General features: G+C 65.6%; 21 protein-coding genes. 10 read left to right on the forward strand and 11 right to left on the reverse strand.

Annotated elements, in window-relative coordinates; all coding sequences use genetic code 11:
• Positions 1–3 precede the first annotated feature (3 nt).
• The 6 genes from E4P09_RS12410 (at position 4) to E4P09_RS12435 (ending at position 5,779) form a co-directional block, all read left to right on the forward strand.
• Positions 4–1,605 carry an AMP-binding protein gene (locus tag E4P09_RS12410; RefSeq protein WP_137389904.1) on the forward strand — a complete coding sequence of 534 codons (1,602 nt, stop codon included), beginning with the start codon at positions 4–6 and terminating at the stop codon, positions 1,603–1,605.
• On the forward strand, positions 1,602–2,339 hold the full coding sequence (locus E4P09_RS12415) for an SDR family oxidoreductase (protein ID WP_137389905.1): 738 nt from the start codon (positions 1,602–1,604) through the stop codon (positions 2,337–2,339). The genes E4P09_RS12410 and E4P09_RS12415 overlap by 4 nt, the downstream gene beginning before the upstream one ends.
• A 5-nt stretch (positions 2,340–2,344) precedes the next feature.
• On the forward strand, positions 2,345–3,409 hold the full coding sequence (locus E4P09_RS12420) for an SDR family oxidoreductase (protein WP_137389906.1): 1,065 nt from the start codon (positions 2,345–2,347) through the stop codon (positions 3,407–3,409).
• An 85-nt stretch (positions 3,410–3,494) separates the two neighbouring features.
• On the forward strand, positions 3,495–4,589 hold the full coding sequence (ada, locus tag E4P09_RS12425; RefSeq protein ID WP_239025151.1) for a bifunctional DNA-binding transcriptional regulator/O6-methylguanine-DNA methyltransferase Ada: 1,095 nt from the start codon (positions 3,495–3,497) through the stop codon (positions 4,587–4,589).
• Entirely contained in the window at positions 4,586–5,329 is a 744-nt protein-coding gene (locus E4P09_RS12430; RefSeq protein WP_137389907.1) for a 2OG-Fe(II) oxygenase, read from the forward strand. Before ada ends, E4P09_RS12430 begins: the two co-directional genes overlap by 4 nt.
• Positions 5,330–5,452: 123 nt before the next feature.
• The gene (locus tag E4P09_RS12435; protein ID WP_137389908.1) at positions 5,453–5,779 is read left to right on the forward strand and encodes a hypothetical protein; all 327 of its coding nucleotides are present in this window, start codon (positions 5,453–5,455) and stop codon (positions 5,777–5,779) included.
• 98 nt (positions 5,780–5,877) lie between these two features.
• Here E4P09_RS12435 and E4P09_RS12440 read toward each other — a convergent pair whose 3' ends face one another.
• From E4P09_RS12440 to ehuR, 11 genes are all read right to left on the reverse strand, one after another.
• Positions 5,878–6,216: a hypothetical protein gene (locus E4P09_RS12440; protein WP_137389909.1), complete on the reverse strand. Its 339-nt coding sequence runs from the start codon at positions 6,214–6,216 to the stop codon at positions 5,878–5,880.
• A 69-nt stretch (positions 6,217–6,285) separates the two neighbouring features.
• Positions 6,286–7,299 carry a N(2)-acetyl-L-2,4-diaminobutanoate deacetylase DoeB gene (doeB, locus tag E4P09_RS12445; protein ID WP_428977706.1) on the reverse strand — a complete coding sequence of 338 codons (1,014 nt, stop codon included), beginning with the start codon at positions 7,297–7,299 and terminating at the stop codon, positions 6,286–6,288.
• 13 nt (positions 7,300–7,312) lie between these two features.
• Positions 7,313–8,494, reverse strand: a complete 1,182-nt coding sequence (doeA, locus tag E4P09_RS12450) for an ectoine hydrolase DoeA (protein ID WP_137389910.1) — start codon at positions 8,492–8,494, stop codon at positions 7,313–7,315.
• 19 nt (positions 8,495–8,513) lie between these two features.
• Positions 8,514–9,506, reverse strand: coding sequence for an ectoine utilization protein EutC (eutC, locus tag E4P09_RS12455; protein WP_137389911.1), 993 nt, complete (start codon positions 9,504–9,506; stop codon positions 8,514–8,516).
• A complete protein-coding gene (eutB, locus tag E4P09_RS12460) occupies positions 9,506–10,513 on the reverse strand; it encodes a hydroxyectoine utilization dehydratase EutB (protein ID WP_137389912.1) in 1,008 nt (335 codons plus the stop codon). Before eutB ends, eutC begins: the two co-directional genes overlap by 1 nt.
• A 10-nt stretch (positions 10,514–10,523) precedes the next feature.
• Positions 10,524–11,303, reverse strand: a complete 780-nt coding sequence (eutA, locus tag E4P09_RS12465; protein WP_137389913.1) for an ectoine utilization protein EutA — start codon at positions 11,301–11,303, stop codon at positions 10,524–10,526.
• A 12-nt stretch (positions 11,304–11,315) separates the two neighbouring features.
• A complete protein-coding gene (gene ehuD / locus E4P09_RS12470; RefSeq protein WP_137389914.1) occupies positions 11,316–11,972 on the reverse strand; it encodes an ectoine/hydroxyectoine ABC transporter permease subunit EhuD in 657 nt (218 codons plus the stop codon).
• A 7-nt stretch (positions 11,973–11,979) separates the two neighbouring features.
• Positions 11,980–12,639: an ectoine/hydroxyectoine ABC transporter permease subunit EhuC gene (ehuC, locus tag E4P09_RS12475; protein WP_137389915.1), complete on the reverse strand. Its 660-nt coding sequence runs from the start codon at positions 12,637–12,639 to the stop codon at positions 11,980–11,982.
• Positions 12,640–12,659: 20 nt separating this feature from the next.
• Positions 12,660–13,532 (reverse strand): ectoine/hydroxyectoine ABC transporter substrate-binding protein EhuB, encoded by an 873-nt coding sequence (ehuB, locus tag E4P09_RS12480; RefSeq protein WP_137389916.1) that lies wholly within the window; start codon positions 13,530–13,532, stop codon positions 12,660–12,662.
• A 49-nt stretch (positions 13,533–13,581) separates the two neighbouring features.
• Positions 13,582–14,364 (reverse strand): ectoine/hydroxyectoine ABC transporter ATP-binding protein EhuA, encoded by a 783-nt coding sequence (gene ehuA, locus E4P09_RS12485; RefSeq protein ID WP_137389917.1) that lies wholly within the window; start codon positions 14,362–14,364, stop codon positions 13,582–13,584.
• 92 nt (positions 14,365–14,456) lie between these two features.
• Positions 14,457–15,842: a MocR-like ectoine utilization transcription factor EhuR gene (ehuR, locus tag E4P09_RS12490; RefSeq protein WP_137389918.1), complete on the reverse strand. Its 1,386-nt coding sequence runs from the start codon at positions 15,840–15,842 to the stop codon at positions 14,457–14,459.
• Positions 15,843–15,932: 90 nt separating this feature from the next.
• Here ehuR and E4P09_RS12495 point away from each other — a divergent pair, with 90 nt between their 5' ends.
• The 4 genes from E4P09_RS12495 (at position 15,933) to ald (ending at position 20,592) form a co-directional block, all read left to right on the forward strand.
• Positions 15,933–16,418, forward strand: a complete 486-nt coding sequence (locus E4P09_RS12495) for an Lrp/AsnC family transcriptional regulator (RefSeq protein ID WP_137389919.1) — start codon at positions 15,933–15,935, stop codon at positions 16,416–16,418.
• Positions 16,419–16,547: 129 nt separating this feature from the next.
• Positions 16,548–18,041 carry an NAD-dependent succinate-semialdehyde dehydrogenase gene (locus tag E4P09_RS12500; RefSeq protein WP_137389920.1) on the forward strand — a complete coding sequence of 498 codons (1,494 nt, stop codon included), beginning with the start codon at positions 16,548–16,550 and terminating at the stop codon, positions 18,039–18,041.
• 34 nt (positions 18,042–18,075) lie between these two features.
• Positions 18,076–19,455 carry an aspartate aminotransferase family protein gene (locus E4P09_RS12505; protein ID WP_239025152.1) on the forward strand — a complete coding sequence of 460 codons (1,380 nt, stop codon included), beginning with the start codon at positions 18,076–18,078 and terminating at the stop codon, positions 19,453–19,455.
• Between the two features lie 18 nt (positions 19,456–19,473).
• Entirely contained in the window at positions 19,474–20,592 is a 1,119-nt protein-coding gene (gene ald / locus E4P09_RS12510) for an alanine dehydrogenase (protein ID WP_137389922.1), read from the forward strand.
• Positions 20,593–21,117: the final 525 nt, after the last annotated feature.

Below are 21,117 nucleotides of genomic sequence, written 5' to 3' on the forward strand. Positions count from 1 at the left end.
AGCATGCATCCCCTGCCCCAGCTCATCGAGGATCGCGCGCGGCGGCTTGCCGACCGGCCGTTCCTGCGGGTGATCGGCGGGGCCGAGCGCAGTTACGGCGAGATCGAGCACCGCTCGCGCAAGCTGGCCAACGGCCTGAAAGCCCTCGAGATCGGCCATGGCGACCGGGTGCTGGTGATGCTCGGCACGTCGGTGGAATTCGTCGAGGCCTGGTTCGCGATCAACCGCCTCGGCGCCGTGCTGGTGCCGGTCAATACCGGCTTCGTCGGCGACTACCTCGCCAATATCATCAATGATGCGGATGCGCGCGTGATCATCGCCGGTCGGCGGTACCAGCCGGCGCTCGCCGCCGTCCTGCCGGAGCTGCCCGGCTTGCGCGCGCTGGTGGATGTGGATGACGGAGCAGCGCCTGCGACTTTCGACAGCACCGCCATGGAGCGCATCGCCTTCGCCGAACTGATGGCTGGGCCGGAACGCGGCCTCGACGTTGCGGTGGCGCCCCGCGATATCGGCGCGATCATCTACACGTCCGGCACCACGGGCCGCTCCAAGGGCGTGCTCATGCCGCACGGCCAGCTCTATATGAACCCGCGCATCTATATCGACCAGCTCGGGCTCGGCCAAAGCGACGTGCTCTATAGCGCCCTGCCCCTGTTCCATGCCAATGCGCTGCTGCTCGGGGTGTTCGGCGCGCTGCTGCTGGAGAGCCGGGTGGCGCTCAGCCCGCATTTCAGCGCCAGCCGCTGGTTGCAGGATATCCGCGAGACCGGCGCCACCGCCACCAATCTCCTCGGCGTGATGGTGGACTTCATCCTGAAGCAGCCGGAAGGCGATGCCGACCACGACAATCCGCTGCGCATCGCCACCGCCGTGCCCACCGCGCCGGATTTGGGACCCGTCTTCGAAAAGCGCTTCGGCGTGCAACTGATCGAGCTCTATGGCTCGACCGAGCTCAATTGCCCCATCTACCATCCGCGCGGCGAACCCCGCCGGGCGCGGAGCTGCGGCAGGCCCGTGTCTGAGTGGTACGAATGCCGGCTGGTGGACCCCGAAACCGACGAGGAGGTTGCGCCCGGCCAGCCCGGCGAGCTGGTGGTACGCCCGCGCCGCCCTTGGATGATCATGGCGGACTACCACAACCGGCCGGAGGATACGGTCGCGGCCTGGCGCAACCTGTGGTTCCATACCGGCGACGTGATGCGCCAGGACGAGGACGGCTATTTCTATTTCCTCGACCGGGCGAAGGATGCGATCCGCCGCCGCGGCGAGAATATCTCGTCCTTCGAGGTGGAAGAGGTGCTGCGCCGACACGAAGCCGTGCTGGAAGCGGCCGTGGTGGGCATCGCCTCGCCCTTCAATCCCCATGAGCAGGAGGTGAAGGCCCATGTGGCGCTGCGCCCGGGCGCCGTCGCCGCGCCGGAGGACATTGCCCGGCACTGCGCGGCCCGCATGCCCGATTTCGCCCGGCCGCGCTTCATCGAGATCATGGACGCGCTGCCGAAAACACCCACCCAGAAGGTGCGCAAGCAGGAACTGCGCGAGCGCGGGGTGACGCCCGCGACCTGGGTGAGCCCCGATGCGGACGGGAGGAGGCGCGCCGGATGAGTGTGGCTGAGCATACGCGCACGGCGATCGTCACCGGCGCCACCAGCGGCATCGGCCATGCGACGGCCGTAGGCTTGCTGGAGGCCGGCGCCCATGTCATGGCGGTGGGCAGGCGGGTGGACCGCCTCGACGAGTTGGCCGCCCGGTTCGGCGATCGCCTGCAGATCTGCGCGGCCGACCTCTCCCGCGATGGCGAGGCCGCCCGGGTGCTGAACGCGCTGCCCGAAGGCTGGGCGGCCGACACGCTCATTCATGCGGCAGGCCATGATGCGGGCGGCAATGTGCCGTTCCACGCGAGCGATCTGGCCGACCTGCAGGACAAGCTCGCGGTCAATCTCACGGTGGCCGCCGCGCTCATTCACGCCCTGCTGCCGGCCTGGGTCGCCCGCGACCGGGGCGACCTGGTTGTGGTGGGCTCGATCGCCGCGCGCGAGGCAGCAGCGGGCCTTGTTCCCTATGGGCTCACCAAGCATGGTCTGCACGGGCTCATGGCCGGCCTGCGCGTGGATTATGCCGCCACCGGTCTGCGCTTCGTCGAGATCATCCCCGGTGTGGTGCGCAGCGGCTTCGCCACCCGCCGCTGGGGCGGCGACGAGACCCGCGCCGATGCCTTCTACGAACGCTTCACGGCGTGGCTCACCCCTGAAGATGTCGCCGGGGCGATCCTGTGGGCGCTGGCGCAGCCGGACCATGTGAGCAGCGACGAGATCGTGCTGCGGCCGACCCGGAGGTAGCTGGCATGAGTGATGCGCCGAGAACCGCGCTCGTCGTCGGTGCGCTAGGGATCGTCGGCGAGGCCCTCATCCAGCAGCTGGTGAGCCTGGGCGACTGGCGCATCAAAGGCATCTCGCGCACCGCGCCGCAATCAGCTCACGGCTGGACCCATGTGCCGCTCGACCTGACCGACCCCGAGGCCTGCCGCACAGCGGCCACCGATACGCTCGCCGATGTCACCCACGTGTTCTACTGCGCCCGCTACAGCAGCCCGGAACCCCGCGAGGAAGCCCGCATCAACCGCGCCATGCTGGCCAATCTGCTGCAGCCTCTTGTCCAGCGGGCCGACGCCCTCGCCCATATCTGCCTGGTTCATGGCACCAAGTGGTATGGCAGCCATCTCGGCCCCTACCGCACCCCGGCGCGGGAGGATGACCCGCGCCACCTCGGGCCCAATTTCTACTATGACCAGTATGACGACCTGCTCGCGCTGCACGCGCGCCATGGCGGCTGGAGCTGGTCCACCGTTCGGCCCCATATCGTCTGCTCCAGCAGCGCCGGCTATCCCTTTAACCTCATAACCCTGCTCGGCGCCTATGGCAGTCTCTGCGCCAGCCGCGGCCTGCCCCTCGACTTTCCCGGCAGCGAGGCCTGCTTCCGCTCCATATCCCAGGCAACCGATGCCGGCCTGCTCGCCCGCGCCATGGTCTGGGCCGCCACCACCCCGGCCTCAGCCAACCAGTCCTTCAACATCATCAATGGCGACTATTTCCGCTGGAGCGGCCTATGGCCGAAGCTCGCCGACTTCTTCGGTGTGCCCATGGGTATCGTGCGGCCCATGAGCCTGGCCCGCGCCATGGCCGATGCCGGCGCGGACTGGCAGAAGCTCGCAACCCAAAACGGCCTGGCCGATTACCCCCTGGCCAAGCTCGCCAATTGGTCCTTCGGCGATTTCCTGTTCTCCGCCGGCTGGGACGACATGTCCTCCATCGTCAAATCCCGCCGCTTCGGCTTCACTGATGCCGTGGACACGGAAGACAACATCCTGGAAGCTTTGGCCACCCTCCGCGCCCGCAGGATCATCCCCTGAAACGTCCGATTTGACCGCAAGCAGCGGAGTGTAGTCCGCTTGCGCAATGGCTATCTGTCATCCAGATCATTCTGGAGATAGTGCCATGACACTCATTGAACCCTTCGAGACCCAGGCGCCAAGCATGACGCACCCCACCGAGCAGGACCCGCGCTGGCAGGCAGTCGTCGATCGCGACGCCCGCTCCGATGGCCAGTTCGTCTATGCGGTGAAAACCACCGGCGTCTATTGCCGGCCAAGCTGCGCCGCCCGGCTCGCCAAGCCGAAGAACGTCGCCTTCTACGATACAGGCGCTGATGCGGCCGCTGCGGGCTTCCGGCCCTGCCGCCGCTGCCGCCCGGATGAACCATCCCGTGCGGAGATGAACGCCGCGGTCGTGGCCGTAGCCTGCCGTCGCATTGCCGAGGCCGACGAGGCGCCACGGCTGGAGGAATTGGCGAACGCCGCCGGCATGAGCCCGTTCCACTTCCACCGGGTGTTCAAGTCGGTCACCGGCATCACGCCGCGCGCCTATGCCGCCGCCCACCGGGTGAAGCGGGTGCGCGAGGCATTGAGCCGGCCTGAGGAAAGCGTGACCGCCGCAATCTATGATGCGGGCTTCGGCTCCAACAGCCGCTTCTACGAAAAGTCGAACGAGGTGCTCGGCATGACGCCCACCGCCTTCCGCAAGGGAGGCGCCAAGGCGAAGATCATCTTCGCCGTCGGGCAATGCTCCCTCGGCGCCATCCTGGTCGCCCGCAGCGACAAGGGCATTTGCGCCATTCACTTGGGCGATGATCCCGAGGCCCTCCTGCGCGGTTTGCAGGACCAGTTCCCCAATGCCGAGCTGATCGGCGGCGATGCCACCTTCGAGGCGCTGGTGGCCAAGGTGGTCGGCTTCATAGAGCAGCCTCAGATCGGCCTCGACCTGCCCCTGGACATCCGCGGCACGGCCTTCCAGCAGCGGGTATGGGAGGCACTACGCCAGATCCCACCCGGCAAAATGGCGAGCTATGCGGAGATCGCCCGCCGTATCGGGGAGCCCAAAGCTGTGCGCGCTGTGGCGCAGGCTTGCGCCGCCAACACCATTGCGGTGGCCATCCCCTGCCATCGTGTGGTGCGCACCGACGGTGCCCTGTCCGGCTATCGCTGGGGTGTGGACCGCAAGCGCGACCTGCTCGCCCGCGAGGTGAAGCTGTGACCGCCCGGGCCAAGTTGGTGCAAAACCCTGTCGGCCACGCGGCCGAGAGGGTCGCTCGGCAAGACTGGACGAAGCTCGCCGACGAGCTCGACGGCTTCGGCTGCGCTGTCATCGAGCAGCTGCTCGCGCCCGAGGAATGTTCCGCCATCGCGGGACTTTACGATGACGAGCAGCATTTCCGCAGCCACATCGTCATGGCGCGGCACGGCTTCGGCCGCGGTGAGTACCGATACTTCCGTTACCCCCTGCCCGAGCTGATCGCCGCACTGCGCAGCGCCCTTTACCCGCCGCTCGCGGCGATCGCCAATCGCTGGAACGAGCGTATGGGCATTGCCACGCGCTATCCAGCGCGGCACGAAGACCTTTTGGCCGCCTGCCACGCTGCCGGGCAGTTGCGGCCCACACCGCTGCTGCTGCGCTATAAACCCGGCGACTACAACTGCCTGCATCAGGATCTGTACGGCGAGTTGGCCTTCCCTCTCCAGGTCGCCATCCTGCTCTCGCAGCCGGGCCGCGATTTCACAGGAGGCGAATTCGTGCTGACGGAACAGCGGCCCCGCATGCAAAGCCGCGCCGAAGTGGTGCCCCTGAACATGGGCGACGCGGTGATCTTCGCGGTCCATCACCGTCCCGTGCGTGGCACCAAGGGCGATTACCGGGTGAACCTCCGCCACGGCGTCAGCCGTCTGCGCTCCGGCCAGCGGCATACGCTTGGCATCATCTTCCACGATGGACGATAGACCTGGCGAGCCAGCTGATAAGGGATTGTGAAAGCATATAGAGTCAAAATCCATCCTCAATCTAGTCGAGCCCGCGTATTTTCGTTCATGCCGCTGGCATGTCTTGAATATTGAGACAATATCATGGTTAACATCGTTTTTGGCGAGGATCTTGAAAGCTATGGCGAAGGCCGAACGCTGGGGCAGCAATTTTATGACGCCGCCGAGGCCTTTAAGGATTCGTTCGAGACCTCTCATCGACTTGAAGGCATCTTGTCACCGGACTCGCAAAATGACAAAGATGGTCCCCATAAGGATTTTGAATTCAACCCGTTCAGCAGGCACCCGGCGGACGCAGCTCCGCACCAAGAGCATATGTCGAATGCGGCCTTGCAGCATGACCCCGTGCCCGACCCATTAGACCACGGCAACTTGGGCCACCACGCCGAGATGCCGTGGATAGACAATTAGAGCATTTTAGAGCGAAGTGGATACCGGTTCGCGTGAAGAAGATGCGACCGAGCAACAACTTAGATCATTCGCCCCCGCCCAGGAGATGCGTCCACACATCAAGCGCCGCCGATCGGCGTCGTGATCTTGCCGGTGCCACCGCATTCGGGGCAAGGCCGGCCGTTAATCGTGCCGTGCCCGGAGCAATGACGGCAGATATTCTCGCCTGATCCGGGGGTGCCCGCCGGCACCGCATCCACATTCTCGCTCTGAACCGCCACGCCCCTGGCGCCACCGTCCGCATTCCGCTCCAATGCCTGGCGGGCGCGCTCGATCTCCGCCTCATCCACCTCGACAGGCCGGCTGCTGTCGTCAGGCAGGCCCGGACCGCTCTGGCCTATGGTCTCGTCGCGCGGCCGGTCGTTGGGGCCAGTCGTTATTTTCGCTTTCTTTTCCATCGGCATTCCTCACGTCTTTCCGAGGGAACGCCGCCGGCGCTATTTGGGTCCAGCTTCGTGCAGCTGTGGTCAGGCACCCTCAATAGTGCCGAGCACCGCCAGGCAATCGCCGGCCTTCACCAGCCCGGGGAAATGGCGCGCCACGAGCATACCGTCGAGCTTGGCGTGGTATTCAGCCGGCGCGCGTCCCGTGCGCCCGATGGGATAGACCCGCGCCAGCACGTCCCCCCTGCGCACTGGTGCACCCAAGTCCACGCAAGGCTCGATCAGCCCATCGCCTTCCGCAAAGTGGAAGCAGTCATCCGACGGCATGTCGATGAAGCATGTCCGCGCCTTCTCCACCGCGCCGGACAGGATGCCCGCATGCCGCAGCACGTTGCGCACCCCCCGCTTGGCGATATGTACCGTTTCGGCGCGAGACGTGCCGCCGCCGCCCAGTTCCGTGGTGACGAACACCTTGCCCAGCGCCTCGGCGGTCGTGTCATACATGCCTACGGCGTCGATCTCGAGCATGCGCACGGAATAAGGCGCGGAGAACGCCTCCACTGCCGCGAAGCACCGCGCCTGCTGCGCCTTGTCGGGCAGGATGTGCGCCGCCGCGAACGGCAGGAAATCGAGCGTTTTGCCGCCGGAGTGGAAATCCAGCACCACATCGGCGAGCGGCAGCAGATAGCGGCTGAAATAGTCCGCGATCTTCTGCGTCGCCGTCCCGTCCGGCCGCCCGGGGAACGAGCGGTTGAGATTGCCCCGGTCGATGGGCGACGTGCGCGTGCCCGCGCTGAAGGCCGGATAGTTCATGGCCGGCACGATGATCACCCGGCCGCTCACCTCCTCCGGCTTGAGGCTGCGAGCCAGATCGAACAGGGCGATCGGCCCCTCGTACTCGTCGCCGTGATTGGCCCCGGTCAAAAGTGCCGTGGGCCCTTTGCCATTGCGCACCACCGTGATCGGAATCATCACCGAGCCCCAAGCCGAGTCATCCCGGCTATAGGGCAGGCGCAGGAAGCCATGCTGCACGCCATTCCGGTCGAAATCGACCGTCGGGCGGATCGGGGAAGGCGGCAAAGTGTCAATCATATTCATGTGCGTGGGCCCATTATGCCTTCACGAACAGCTGACGGGGAACATTGGCCAGGCACTCCACACCGTTTTCCGTGATCACGATGCTCTCGGTGATCTCCAGGCCCATGGTCTCCAGCCACAGCCCGGTCATGAAATGGAACGTCATGCCCGGTTGCAGCACCGTCCGGTCGCCCGGCCGCAGGCTCATGGTGTGCTCGCCCCAGTCCGGCGGATAGCTGAGCCCGATGGAATAGCCCGTGCGGTTGTCCTTCACGATGCCGTACTTCTTCAGCACCGCAAAAAAGGCATTGGCGATGTCCTCGCAGGTATTGCCCGGCCGGGCGGCCGCAAGCCCGGCCTCCATGCCCTCCAGCACCGCCTTTTCCGCATCGAGAAACGCCTGGTTCGGCTTGCCCAGGAACACCGTGCGCGACAAGGGGCAGTGATAGCGCTTGTAGCAGCCCGCGATCTCGAAAAACGTCCCCTCGCCCGATTTCATCGGCGCATCGTCCCAGGTGAGATGGGGCGCCGAGGCATCCTCGCCGGAAGGCAGCAGCGGCACGATCGCCGGATAGTCGCCGCCGAAATCCTGGACGCCGCGAATGCCCGCATCATAGATCTCGGCCACCAGGTCGCATTTGCGCATGCCCGGCTCGACCGTCTCGACGATGCGCGCATGCATCGCCTCGACGATGCGCGCCGCCTTGCGCATATAGTCCAGCTCCTGCGGGCTCTTCACCGCCCGCTGCCAGTTCACCAGCACATTGGCGTCCACGAACTGGGCATTGGGCAGGTGCCGCTGCAGGGAGGCATGCGCCGCAGCCGAGTACCAGTAATTGTCCATCTCGACGCCGATTGTGCCTCGCGCCCAGCCGCGCTCATCGATGATCGAGGCGAGAAAGTCCATCGGGTGACGTTCCGTGGACTGCACATAATGGTCCGGGTACCACAGGATATTGTCATGGGCGAGGTAGGCGGTGCGCTTGGCGCCGTTCGAATCCTGCTTCCGGCCATACCAGATCGGCTCGCCCTCCGGCGGCACCAGCACGCATTGATGCACATAGAACGACCAGCCGTCATAGCCGGTGAGCCAGGCCATGTTGGCGGGATCGGAGACGATCAAGAGATCGATGCCGCGCTCCGCCATGGCCTTGCGCGTCTTGGCCAGCCGCTCGGCATATTCTTCCCGCGTGAAATTGAGCTTTACTTGGGTCATGTCCATTCTCGGCTGTGAATCAGGTATCGAACGGCACGCCGGCGCCCGCAGCCTTCGCCCGGGCATTGGCGAGTGTGGCGATGGCGGTATCCTGCACGCCCGTGCCGGTGAGGTCGCAGACGGTGAGGGCCTCGGCCGACGGCCGCCCCGGCGTCTTCCCGGCAATGATGGCGCCGAGCTCCGCAAACACGGCGTCGGCGGCAACCGCCCCCGCTGCGATGGCATGATGCAGCTCGCCCAGCCGCCGCACTTGCGCGAGGCTGTCGGCCACGTAGAGATCGGCCTGCTTCAGCACATCGGGCGCCAGCTCGTTCTTGTGCTCGGAATCCGAGCCCATGGCGGTGACATGCTGGCCCGGCTCCAGGTTACCTGCACCCAGCAGCGGCTCGGTTGCCGGCGTGGTGGTGACGATCACATCCGCGCCCGCCACCGCGTCCTTAACCGATGCTGCGGCCTCGACGGTGATCCCGAGCTTCTCGGCCATCTCGCGCGCTGCAGCGGCGGCCCGTTCGCCATTGCGGGCCCAGATGCGCGCCTTGCGGATCGGCCGCACCAGCGTCAGCGCTTCGAGCTGCAGCCGCGCTTGGGCACCGGCGCCGAGCACGGCCGCCACCGCCGCATCAGGCCGCGCGAGGTGCTTGGCCGCAACCGCGCCCGCCGCGGCCGTGCGCACGTCCGTGAGATAGCCGTTGTCCAGCAGCAGCGCTTCCACCAAGCCGGTACGGGCGCTGAACAGCACCATCAGCCCGTTGAGGCTGGGCAAGCCCAACTTGGGATTGTCGAAGAAGCCCGGACTGATCTTGATGGCAAACCCGTCCAGCCCGGGCACATAGGCGGTCTTCACGTCCACCTCGCCCCGATGCTCCGGAATGTCCAGCCGCAGGATCGGCGGCATCGCCACCGCCTTGGTGGCCAGCGCCAGGAAGGCCTGCTCCACGCAGTCCACCGCCGCCTGATCGAGCGGCACGATGCGCCGCAGTTCCGCCTCGGTCAGCACGGTCATGCGCGGCATTATGCGAATTTCCCCTTGTTTGCATCACCGGCCGTCCAAGCGCCGGAGACGATCCGCTGATGCAGGTCCATGTCGATGTTCCGTCCCGAGAGCAGCACGACCGTGGGCCCGCCTAGCTGCATTTTCCCGGCCAGCAGCGCACCGATGCCGACCGCGCCGGAGCCTTCCACCACCTCCCGCTCCTGCCGATAGGCATGGGTGATGCCGGCCGCGATCTCGTCTTCATTCAACAGCACGATCTCGTCGAGCAGTTCCCGCAGCATCGGAAAGGTGTAGCGGTTGTCGAGACCGATGCCGCCGCCCAGCGAGTCCGCCAGCGTCTCCTCTTCCTCCACCAGCACCGGCTTGCCGGCGGTAAGGCTTGCATGCATGGCAGCACCGCGTGCCATAGAGACGCCAATGACCCGCACCCCCGGCTTGAGCGCCTTCACCGCACGGCCGATGCCTGCCGCGAGTCCGCCGCCCGACACCGGCACCAGAACCGCCTCCATGTCGGGCGCTTCCTCCACCATCTCCAGCCCGAGAGTCCCCTGCCCGGCGATAACAGTCGGATCATCGAAGGGCGGCACCATGGTCATCCCCTCCTCCGCCACCAGCCGATCGACCTCCACCTGGGCCTCGTCCTGCGAACGGCCGACGATGCGGATTTCCGCGCCCAGCGCGCGGATGCCCTCCACCTTGTTGGCCGGCACCAGGCTCGACATGCACACCACGCAGCGCACCCCTTCGGCCTTGGCTGCATGGGCAAGCCCGCGCCCGTGATTGCCGGTGGAAACGCCCACCACCCCGCGCGCCCTCGCCGCCGGGGCAAGCGACATCAGCGCATTGGTCGCCCCGCGCAGCTTGAAGCTGCCGGTGATCTGGCGCTGCTCCATCTTGAGCAGCACGGGAACGCCAGTCCGCGCCGCAAGGCTCGGTGACGGCATCATGGCCGTGCGCAATACCTGGCCGGCGATGCGTTCGCGCGCCGCCTCGATATCCGCCAATGTGACAAGCCCTGAACTCATCCAGCCATCCTCACGCGGCGGCCCGCGCCGGCAGGCCCATCAGCCTGCCCCATTCCGGCCGCGCCGCTTCAACCCCGCAGAGACGCAGGCACTGCCAGGCCGTGGCGAGATTGCTGGTCACCACCGGCCGCCCGATCGCCCGCTCGATTTCCGGCACGACCGCCGCCGAGCGCAGGGCCGTGCAGGAGATGAACAGGGCCTCCGCATCGGGCACCATGGCGGCAACCGCCGCCTCGATCAGCGAGGCGGGCTTGATCCGCGCCATCTCCCGGTCATCCTCGAAGCCGAGGCAGGTGAACCGGGCGATATCCAGCCCATGCCCGGCGAAATAGGCCGCCATGGGCGTGCTGGTCTCGACCGTGTAGGGCGTCAGGATGCTGATCCGCCGCGTGCCCAGCGCCCGCAGACCCGCCACCGCCGCCAAAGGCGGTGTGACCACCGGTGTGCCCGGCTTGGCCGCCTGAATGGCCGCCTCCACCTGCCCATCGCCGATCACCACCGAGGCCGATGTGCAGGAATAGCAGATGACATCCAAGCTCTCGTCCGGCAGCAACAGGGCCGCCCCGTCCTTGAGCCGCGGCTGCATCAGCCGCAGATTGTCCGGCGTGGTCGGGTTCTCATAAGCGATGCGGGCTGTATAGACAGCCAGATCCTCGCGCGCCACCATCCGCCGGAAATCCTGCTCCGTCGTATGGTCCGTCGCCAGCACGATCAGCCCGATGCGGCGGGCCACCGCCCGCGGATCAAGCTGCGGCACCAGCGTGGCGCGTTCAATGCGAATTGCGGTCATCAAATATCTCCTTCAGCCGAGCCGTCCGAACCGGCGCTCCAGCATGCGCAGCAGGAACACCGAGATAAGGCTGATCACCAGGAAGAAGGCGCCGACCAGGGTCATGGGCTCGAGATAGCGGTAGTTGAAATTGGCCACGCTGCGCGCTTGGTTCATCAGCTCCAGCACGGTGACCGCCGAAAGCAGCGGCGTTTCCTTGAACATGGCCACCAGGTAATTGGCTAGTGCCGGGATCATCGGCGGTATGGCCTGCGGTAGGATCACATGGATCCAGCTCTGGATGGGGCTTAGATTGCAGGCCTTTGCTGCCTCCCACTGGCCGCGGGCCACGTTCTCTATACCGGCCCGGTAAACCTCCGCCGTGTAGGTCCCGTAATGCAGCCCGAGGCCGATCACCCCTGCCACCAGCGGCGCCAGCGTGATGCCCAGATCCGGCAGGATGTAGAACAGGAAGTAGAGCTGCACCAGGAGCGGGGTGCCGCGGATGAACTCCACGATGAACGAGGTGGTGCGCGCCACCAGCGGGTTTGGCGAGCGGCGCACGATCGCGAACAGCAAGCCCACCACCGCCGCCACCGCCGCGCCCAACAGGGTGGCGAGGATGGTGATCTTCACCCCCTCGAACAGGGTGGGCAAGATCTCGCGGACGAAGCTCCAGTCCCAATCCATGGCCGCCTCAGCTCCGCACGCCGTCGAGGCCGCGGGTCAGACGCCGTTCGAGCCCGCGCACCCCGAACGAGATGATCGAGGCGAAGGCGAAATAGATGACCAGGATGGTCATGAACGGCATCATGGTATTGCCGGTCTGCGCCCGCACCACCTGCGCCTGGAAAGTGAGATCGGCCAGCGAGATCAAGGAGACGATCGCCGTCGCCTTCAGCAGCTCGATGGCGTTGTTGCCGAAGGTGGGCAGCATGATCACGAAAGCCTGGGGCAGGATCACATGGCGCAGAGCCTGCCAGCGGGTGAGGTTGAGGGCGGTGCAGGCCTCGTACTGCTCGCGGCCGATGGACTGGACGGCGCCGCGCACCACCTCCGCCCCATAGGCGCCCACATTGAACCCCAGGGCCAGGACGCCAGCCTGCAGAGGCGTCAGCGACACCCCGAACAGCGGCAGCACGAAATAGATCCAGAACAGCTGCACGAAGATCGAGGTGCCGCGGAAGAACTCGATATAGACACTGGCGAGCCAGCGGATAATGCGCCAGCGCGATAGCCGGCCGAGGCCGGCGATGAACGCAACCACGAGCGCCAGCATGCAACCGAGCACGGTCAGCTCGACCGTCACCAGCGCCCCCTCCAGAATGAGGGGGAGATACTCGAACCAGCGGTTCATCGCCGTGCGCTAGCTCAGGCTCAGTTAGAGGCCGTGCACAGCTTCTCGCGCGTGGTCTGCATGGCAGCCTCAGCCGAGAAGCCATAAGGCTCGATGATCTTGGCGAACTCGCCCGACTTCTTCAGTTCCGCGAGCTCCCTATCGAAGGCATCGCGCAGCTCCGCGTCTTCCTTGCGGAAGGCGGCGCCATCGCAATAGATCGGCGTGCCTTTGACCGGCGCGACGATCTCCAGGTTCGGGTCATTGGCCTTCTTCAGGAGGTCGTTGATTGACAGCACGGGGAGCGAATAGGCATCGATACGGCCATCCTGCAGCATCTTGATGCCGCTCTGCCCGTCCGGCACCACGATCACCCGGTCACGCGGCACGCCAGCCTGCAGCGACAGCCGCTCCTCGTTGCCGCCACCCGGCGCACCGATCTTGGCCGTCGGGTGCTTGGCCACATCCTCGTAGCTCTGCAAGTTGAGCGGATTGCCCTTCTTCACCGCCATGGCTTCCGCATCGCACAGGATCGGCTCGGAATAGGCGACCGCCCGGCAGCGCTCTGGTTTCATGAACAAGCCGGCGGTGACTGCGTCGAAGCGCTTCGCCTGCAGGCCGGGGATCATCGCACCATATTCGGAAATGGAAGCGACCACGTCCGGAACCCCAAGCTTCTTGAAGATGACGCGGGCCACATCCGGTGCCGCGCCGGAGACTGAACCATCGGGCTTCACTTCGGTGAAGGGCGGCTCGTTGGCGATGGCGATGCGCGCAAAGCCCTGCTCGCGGAGGCGCTCCAAGGCCTCCTGGGCCCCGGCTTGCGGCCCCCCGAGGACACTGCCGGCAAGGACGGCGCAGGCGGCAACCGCTCCGGCAAACAACGTGGCCCGTGCTCTTGTTCTTTTGGTCATGATGATCTCCCTCGATGGTGCTAGGGCGGGTTTACTTGTTCTTGCGCGCTCAGACCCGCTGGCCGGCGGCAATGATCTTCTTCAGAAATGTCTGCGTGCGTTCCTGCTGGGGCCGGGTGAAGATGCTGTCGGGCGGCCCCTCCTCGATGATTGCGCCCTGGTCGAAGAACAGCACCCGGTCGGCAAAGTCGTGGGCGAAGCTCATCTCGTGCGTGACCAGCAGCATGGTCATGTCGGTCTCGGCCGCAAGCTTGCGCATGACATTCAACACCTCTTCCACCAGCTCGGGGTCGAGCGCCGAGGTCACTTCGTCGAACAGCATGATCTTCGGCTTGAGCGCCAGCGCCCGCGCAATGGCCACCCGCTGCTTCTGCCCGCCGGAAAGCTGCGACGGCATGGCATCGGCCTTGTCGGCCATGCCCACCATATCCAGCAGGCGCATGGCCTCGCGCTCCGCATCCGCCCGCTTCACACCTTGCGTGAGCATCGGCGCGAGCGTGATGTTGTCGCGCACACTCTTGTGCGGAAACAGATTGAACAGCTGGAACACCATGCCGAGCTTGGTGCGCATCTTGTGCAGATGCCGCTCGTCTGCCGGCACCAGCGCGCCATCCCGCTCCATATGGAACAGGTAGTCGCCGTCCACTTTGATGAAGCCGGCATCGATCGTCTCCAGCGTCATCAGGATGCGCAGGATGGTGGTCTTGCCCGAGCCGGAAGGGCCGATCAGCGCGATCTTTTCCCCGGGATCGACGCTAAAGGACAGGTCCCTCAGACAGACGAAACTGCCGAAGCTCTTCCGAATTTTCTGAACTTCGATGATCGGAGCCAAAACGCTCTCTCCCTTGGAGCGGTCCGAATGGCGCAACGATGGGAGAGGACAAAAATCAAGTCAATTGGAAAATTAACTCATAGCAATCTGGATCAGATGACCAGCAGCGCCGGCTCGGGGTCGCTCCTCAGGAGATGGGCCAGCCGTTCCAGCCCAGGACGTAGCTGATCCTCGCTGGTGGATCCGATGGAGACGCGGATTGCAGGCTTATGAACCGCAGGGGGGATGAAGAAGGAACGGCCCGGTGCGACCGCCACCCCGTGCAGCCGGGCATGGGCGACGAACTGGCTCTCGTCATGGCCATTGAGCGGCACCCACAGATGCAGGGCATTCGGATGCGATCGATAGTCGACGTCAATGAACGCCTTCGCGGCCATGGCGTGCCTGCGATGCAGCGCTCTCCGCTGCCACAGCATCAGCTCCATGGCCGTTCCGTTTTCGATCCAGCGGGTGGCCAGCTCCGCCAGCAGCGGTGTTGCCATCCAGTTCGTGACCAGGTGCCGATTGGCGGCTGCCGGAACCAGCCTGTCGGGCACCACGAGATAGCCGATCCGTAGGCCCGGCAGCACGCACTTGGTGAAACTGGTGATATAGAGAGTATGGTCCGGCGCCAAGGCGGCCAGCGGCGGCGGCTTGTGCTCCACCAGTGGCCCCAGCACGTCATTCTCGATAATGGCGATCCGGTGGCGCTGGGCCACCGCGACCAAGGCCCGGCGGCGCGTTTCACCCATCAGGGAGGCCATGGGATTGATCACGCTCGGCTGCACGAATACGGCGCGGATATCGCCTTCCTCGCAAGCCCGCTCCAGAGCGTCGGGCAGGATGCCTTCATCGTCCGTAGCGATGCCGCAAAGCTTGATGCCGAGATAAGAGGCCAGCGGCACCAGGGTGTGGTGGCCGATCTCCTCGGTGGCCACTGTGGAGCCGGGCGGCGCCGCCGTCATCAGCGCGATCGTCATGGCAGATGTCGCGCCGTTGGTAAGGCACACCGTGCCCGGCGCCACGTCCCGCAGGCCGCAGGCCTTGAGCCATTCCACCGCCACCGCGCGGTGCCGCGGGAACACCACGTTCGGCCGGAACGATAGCACCACGCTGGCCGGAACCGTGTCCGCCAGCTCCCGAAGGCCGGCCTTCATCCGCTCCAGGTGGATGGCCTCGCCGGCCGGTTTGAGGATCGACAGGTCGATTATCTCGCCAAGCCGTTCAGGAAGGTAAGGCGGCTCCGGCTCGCGGCGCGGCGGCCGCACGAAAGTGCCCCGCCCGATTTCACCGGACAGCAGCCCCCGGCGGATCAGTTCCTCATAGGCGCGCGATACCGTCTGGGTCGACAGGCGCAGATCCTCTGCCAGGTGGCGCTGGGTCGGCAGCTGCGCCCCGGCTTCCAGCTTGCCCTCCACAATGGCCCGTGCGATCTGATCGGCCAGAGAGAGATAAGCCGGCCTGCGAAGGGCGGTGGGGTCGGGACGCCATATTGTCATGGATCATTGAATGCCCAAACTCAGTGCAATTGACAACGGGAAAAGCCGAACTGTATCGTCGCCCGCAACGCGGCACCCGGACGGTTCTCGATGACATCGGTCAAGCTCGATGCGATCGATCTGCGCATCCTGAGCGAAATCCAGAAAGATGGGCGCATCACCAAGCTCGCCTTGGCCGAGCGGGTGGGCCTTTCGCCCACCCCCTGCTGGATCAGGCTCAAGCGGCTGGAAGATGCGAGTCTCATCAGCGGCTATCACGCCCGGGTAGCGTTGAAGCTGGTTGCGCCGGTGGCGCTCGTGTTCATGGAGGTCACCCTCGGGGCCCACCGCCAGCTGGACTTCGACCGTTTCGAGCGGACCATCAAGGAGGTGCCCGAGGTCATATCCTGTTGGGCGGTGGGCGGCGGCGTGGATTATCTGGTCAAGGTCGTGGCCCGTGATATCGACGCCTATCAGCGCCTCGTGGACGACCTCCTTGCCCGCGACATCGGCATCGACCGCTATTTCACCTATATCGTGACTAAGACGGTGAAGGACGACCCGGTGCTGCCTTTGGAGAAGCTGGTTAACGAATAGAGAATCTCTCTCCGGCCGACCGCCCGGACGAAAAGATTGTCTAGCGCCCCCCGGTGCAAATGGTCTCGCTTTCGGGCCTCAGCACCTATCTTCGAGACTGAACGGCTTCGCAGCTCGAGGAGAACCTCCATGACTGCCCATTACGGACGGCATATCAGCCACCCGGACCTGGCCCGGCTCAAAGATTTGCGCCTGCTGCGCGAGCTTGCCTATGTCGACGGCAGGTGGACGGCTGGCCGCGATGCCGACGTCATCGAGGTTGAAGACCCCGCCACCGGTCAGGGCATCGCTTGGGTGGCAAAGCTCGATGCGGAAGCGACCGGCCAGGCAGTCGATGCGGCCCAGCGTGCTTTTGCCGCCTGGGCAGCCCTGCTGCCGCAGGAGCGCGCCGCCTACCTCAAGCGCTGGCACGAGCTGATGCTCGCCGCCAAGGAAGACCTCGCCCTGATCATGACCCTCGAGCAGGGCAAACCGATTGCGGAATCCCGCGGTGAGATCGACTATGCCGCATCCTTCATCGAGTGGTATGCGGAAGAGGCCAAGCGCCTCAACGTCGAATCGGTCACCAGCCATCTGCCGGGCGCCGAGATGATCGTGCAGCGCGCGCCCCTTGGCGTGGTCGGCGTGGCCACCCCGTGGAACTTCCCGTCCGCCATGCTCACCCGCAAGGCCGCCGCCGCCCTGGCCGCCGGCTGCACCGTGGTGGCCCACCCCTCCTCACAGACCCCGCTGTCTGCCCTGGCTTTGGCCGAACTGGCGGATCGTGCCGGATTGCCGGCCGGCGTAGTCAACGTGCTCACCGGTGATGCCCGGGCCATCGTCGGCCGGCTATGTGAGGACGCGCGGGTGCGCGCCATGAGCTTCACCGGCTCGACCGAGATCGGCCGCATGATCGCCGCCCAATGCGCGCCCACCATGAAGCGCCTGGTCATGGAGCTGGGCGGACACGCCCCGCTCATCATCTTCGCCGATGCCGATCTCGACCGCGCCGTCGACATCGCCATCGGCGCCAAATTCGCCACCTCCGGCCAGGACTGCCTGGCTGCCAACCGCATCTATGTGGAACGCCCGATCTACGCCGCATTCTGCAAGGCCTTCGCCGCCCGCGTTGAAGCGCTGCGGGTCGGGCCAGGCCTTGCGGAGGGCACCGACATCGGCCCGCTCATGCATAAACGCGCCGTAGAGAAGGTCGACGCGCAGGTGCAAGATGCCCTCGCCCATGGCGCGCGCTGCCTCACGGGCGGCAGCCGCCACCCGTCCGGCGCCCTGTTCTATGCGCCCACCCTGCTGGTGGATGTGCCGGACAATGCGCTGATCATGCAGGAGGAGACCTTCGGGCCCGTTGCCGCCGTCACCGCCTTCGACACCGAGGCCGAGGTGATCGCCCGCGCCAACGACACGGAATACGGCCTCGTCGCCTATGTGGTCACCCGCGACGGTGCCCGCATGCTGCGGCTGGGCCGCGCTCTCGAATACGGCATGGTCGCCGTCAACCGGGTGAAGATCACCGGCGCGCCCATCCCGTTCGGCGGCATGAAGCAGTCCGGCCTCGGCCGCGAAGGCTCGCGCCATGGCCTCGAGGCCTTCACCGAGCTCAAATATCTCTGCCTCGACGCCGCCTGAAATCAGCCACGATTTTTTCCGAAGGAGCCGCCGTATGCTCGACCGCAGCAACGATCTGACCGCCTGGGACCGCGATCACTTCTTCCACCCGTCCACGAGTATGTCCCAGCATGCGCGAGGCGAGACGCCCAACCGCATCATGACCGGTGGCGAGGGCGTCTATGTGGTCGACCGCGACGGCCGCAGGAGTCTCGATGCCTTTGGCGGGCTCTATTGCGTGAACGTGGGCTATGGCCGCCGCGAGATCGCCGAGGCGATCGCCGATCAGGCCTTCAAGCTGCCCTATTACCACGCCTATGCGGGCCACGGCAGCGAGCCCTCGATCAAGCTCGCCAAGATGATCATCGACCGGGCGCCCGCCGGCATGAGCCGCGTGTTCTTCGGTCTCTCCGGGTCGGACGCCAACGAGACCAACATCAAGCTGATCTGGTACTACAACAACGTGCTGGGCCGGCCGGAAAAGAAGAAGATCATCTCGCGCTGGCGCGGCTATCACGGTTCCGGCGTCATGACCGGCAGCCTCACGGGACTTGCCAATTTCCACAACGCCTTCGACCTGCCGCGCGCGCCCATCCTCCACACGGAAGCCCCCTATTACTTCCGCCGGCCCGACCCGGCCATGAGCGAAGAGGCCTTCTCGCAATACTGCGCCGACAAGCTGGAAGAGCTGATCCAGGCGGAAGGCCCGGACACCATCGCCGCCTTCATCGGCGAGCCGGTGCTGGGCACCGGTGGCATCGTGCCCCCACCCCAGGGTTATTGGGACAAGATCCAGGCGGTGCTCAACAAATACGACATCCTGCTGATCGCCGACGAGGTGGTCACCGGTTTCGGGCGGCTCGGCACCATGTTCGGCTCCGATCATTACGGCATGAAGCCCGACCTCATCACCATCGCCAAGGGCCTCACCTCGGCCTATGCGCCCCTGTCGGGGGTCATCGTATCCGAGCGGTTCTGGCGCGTGCTGGAGCAGGGCTCCGACAAGCTCGGCCCCATCGGCCACGGCTGGACCTATTCCTCGCACCCGCTCTGCGCCGCGGCCGGCGTGGCCAATCTGGAGCTGATCGACGCGCTCGGCCTGGTGCGCAATGCCGCCGAGACCGGCGCCTATTTCAAGCAGACGCTAACAGAAGCGCTTGGCAGCAACCATATTGTTGGAGAGGTCCGCGGCGAAGGACTGCTCGCCGCGGTCGAGTTCGTGGCCGACAAGGAGGATCGGGTGTTCTTCGATGCCGACTTGAAGGTCGGTCCGCGCATCGCCGCCGCCCTGCTTGAGCGTGGGGTCATCGGCCGCGCCATGCCCCAGGGCGATATTCTTGGTTTCGCCCCACCCCTTTGCATTACCCGCGACGAAGTCGACACCGTGGTCGCCGCCACACGCGGCGCGGTCGAGGCTGTCGCCGCAACACTTTAAGCATTGGAGTAAATCATTATGCGTATCGGTGTTCCCAAGGAGATCAAGGCGAACGAGGCCCGGGTGGGCCTGGTGCCGGCCTCGGTGGCCGAGCTCACCCGCCGCGGCCACGAGGTGGTGGTGGAAACCGCTGCGGGCCTGGGCAGCGGCATGACGGATGCGGACTATGAGGCGGCGGGCGCCCGCATCGCCCCATCTGCCGACGAGGTCTGGTCCTCTGCCGAAATGATCGTGAAGGTGAAGGAGCCCCAGGCTGCGGAGCGCCGTAAACTGTCCAAGGGCCAGGTGCTGTTCACCTACCTGCATCTCGCCCCGGACGCGGAACAGACCGCGGATCTCGTCGCCTCCGGTGCCACCTGCATCGCCTACGAGACCGTCACCGGCCCCAATGGCGGCCTTCCCCTGCTTGCCCCCATGTCGGAGGTGGCCGGCCGGCTTGCCCCTCAGGTCGGCGCCCACTGCCTGGAACGGCCCCAAGGCGGCCGCGGCGTGCTGCTCGGCGGTGTGCCCGGCGTGCCCCCGGCCGAGGTCGTCATCCTTGGTGGCGGCATTTCCGGCACTCACGCCGCCACAATCGCCCTCGGCATGGGCGCCGACGTGACGGTGGTCGACCGCTCGCCGGACGCGCTACGCCGCATTTCCGCCCAGTTCGGCGGCCGCGTACGCACCGTGTTCTCGACGCGCAGCGCCATTGAGGATCTTGCCCGCCGGGCGGACCTGCTCATCGGCTGTGTGCTCGTGCCCGGCGCCACTGCACCCAAGCTCATCACCCGCGACATGCTGCCCACCATGAAGCCCGGCTCGGTCATCGTCGACGTGGCCATCGACCAGGGCGGCTGCTGCGAGACCTCGAAGCCGACCACCCATGCCGCGCCGACCTATGTGGTGGACGGGGTCGTGCACTACTGCGTGGCCAACATGCCGGGCGCGGTCGCCCGCACCTCCACGCTCGCCCTCAACAATGTCACCCTGCCCTTCGTGGTTGAACTTGCCGACAAGGGCTGGCGGCGCGCGCTCATGGAGGACCCGCACCTGCGGGCCGGCCTTAACGTCTACAATGGCCGCATAACCTGTGCGCCGGTGGCCGAAGCACAGGGGCTGCCCTGGGCGCCGCCGGAACAGCTGCTCGCCGCCTGATCGGCTGGCCAAGTCAACGATACGTCATCCCCCTTACAGCGAGGCGGTTTTGCGATTCGGAGAGAAGCGAAACCGCCCTATACTTTCGGCCAACCTGCCCTCCCGGCACTTATCCACACACCACGTCTTCGAGGCGTGACGGACCGAGCGTCCCCAATCTGACTCGGGTCGAGTATGCCGCTCCCCGAAACCTGCGAGCGCGCGCGGACGCGGATCTCTCAAGCTTTTCCCAATATATCTGTAATGTGCCGCTTGTTAGAGATCGGCCAACATATGTCAATCATCAGTTTATATAAACAGAGCTACAACACTGTTGCCGGCAAGCAACGACAATATTCGTTATTTCCCCTCGTCAACTCAGAACGTGGAAGAGCATTCTGAATCAGAGCTAAACATCAACCACGGTTATTGGGTCGTAAGATGCGGCGCGATTCGCCTTAAGGCGATCGACAGGGAGAGCTTGCATGCGCACGTATGGTTCACACAACTACAAGTTGCTCAATACTGTGGCGCTCGGTGTTTTTG

The sequence above is a fragment of the Rhodoligotrophos defluvii genome, assembly GCF_005281615.1.
GTDB classification, from domain to species: Bacteria; Pseudomonadota; Alphaproteobacteria; order Rhizobiales; family Im1; genus Rhodoligotrophos; species Rhodoligotrophos defluvii.